This window comes from Rhodanobacter sp. Root179, assembly GCF_001428465.1.
In the GTDB taxonomy this organism is placed as follows: Bacteria; Pseudomonadota; Gammaproteobacteria; order Xanthomonadales; family Rhodanobacteraceae; genus Rhodanobacter.
Map to the genome: position 1 here is coordinate 1 of NZ_LMHR01000056.1, position 1339 is coordinate 1339.

The window sequence follows — 1339 nt, forward strand, 5'->3', positions numbered from 1 at the left end:
CCTCGACTATCCTTCGGGGCCGCGCCTGTGCACTTAGTATTTGAATTCGCGGCCCATACCATGCAGCCTAGCGAGCCACTTCAGTATCCCGCTCACTTTCCGCCCGTGACCAGGTGGAAGCGCTTCTTTATCGGCGTGAGGTGGCTTGGTCCAGATCTGTCATTTCTAAAAGACCTTCGCACTAATCAAGCATCTCGCTCCGCTGCGTCCATGGAGGTTTGGGGCGGCGCCGCGCGCAAAGCCGTTGCTACCGTCGCAGGCGCCGCCTTCGCCAAATATTGCGGCTGGTCCAAGCCGTTCTTCCTGCCTAGTGACAATGTGGCGGTCATTGCCAGTGGCCCGAAGTTCGGCGCCCTTGACACTACGGATGTTCGTGATGCTATTGGAGTTATCGAAGAGCTCGTAGGCACACAAATGGGCAAAACATTTTGGGAGCATTCCGGCTCGGTTACGTTTGGTGAGTTGGTAGACAAACTAGTAGCCGCAGCGGGCCTTAACCACTCGTTCGAGGCGGACGGCTACGCCGCCGCTCAACTCAAGCGTTAGAGCGCACAATATGGTAATCGTCGATGTGCGAATTTGATTGGAGCGTAGCTGCCGCTTGGGTACAGGCCATTGGCTCTATTGCGGCCATCATGGTTGCTATCTGGCTCGGCGAGCGAAGCGCTCGTCAGTCACGCGAACTGGTTGAGCGAGAGAGGCGGCGTCAAGCGGATATCGTTGCCTCGACGATCTCAACAAAGCTGCATCTTCTCGGCGTCGAGCTAAACAAGAAAGCGCATTTCGCTTCCGTCATTGCAAATCAAGTGCATGAAGGAGCTGTTCCGCAGCTCGACGATACCGCATTTCAAAAACTGTTCTTGTTAGATCAACTCCCCACATTTGGCGATTTAAGATCGCACTTCACTCTCTTCGATCGTGACACCGGAATTCTGGCTAATACTACGTGGGATGTTGTAGAGGGCTATAACCCTATGATCGCATCTGCCATTGCAGTTCATAAAGCCACGGGCAATGGTGACCAGAGTTTGATCAACCTATGCACCACCGTTGTTGAGCGGATGCAGTACATACAGGGTCTTTGCTCTGACACAGAGTCACGCTTGGAGGAAGTTCATGAACTCGATCGGGATCAACCCGCGGGCGCACTCTAACAACTCCGTAAGAGACTTCCCGTCAATCCCGGCCGCATGAGGCTTTTGCCCTGAGCTTTCGCGCCACTGCTGGTGAGGGCGTTGTTCGATGGTGCGTGCTGCGTATCAGTGCTGCGCGACTGCAACGAGTGTCAGGCTGCATTTCCGTAACCGGTCTTGTTGAGTCGGTTTCGCTGACTCGGACC

General features: G+C 54.8%; 2 protein-coding genes. Both read left to right on the forward strand.

Annotated features, from left to right (window positions below; genetic code table 11):
* A partial coding sequence (locus tag ASD82_RS18055; protein ID WP_235580634.1) for a hypothetical protein occupies positions 1–546 on the forward strand: 546 nt, incomplete at its 5' end.
* 23 nt (positions 547–569) lie between these two features.
* The gene (locus tag ASD82_RS17620; protein ID WP_056767101.1) at positions 570–1154 is read left to right on the forward strand and encodes a hypothetical protein; all 585 of its coding nucleotides are present in this window, start codon (positions 570–572) and stop codon (positions 1152–1154) included.
* Positions 1155–1339: the final 185 nt, after the last annotated feature.

Coding starts and splice junctions, on each gene's coding strand:
- ASD82_RS17620 (WP_056767101.1), top strand. CDS start 570: ATGTGCGAATTTGATTGGAGCGTAGCTGCCGCTTGGGTACAGGCCATT.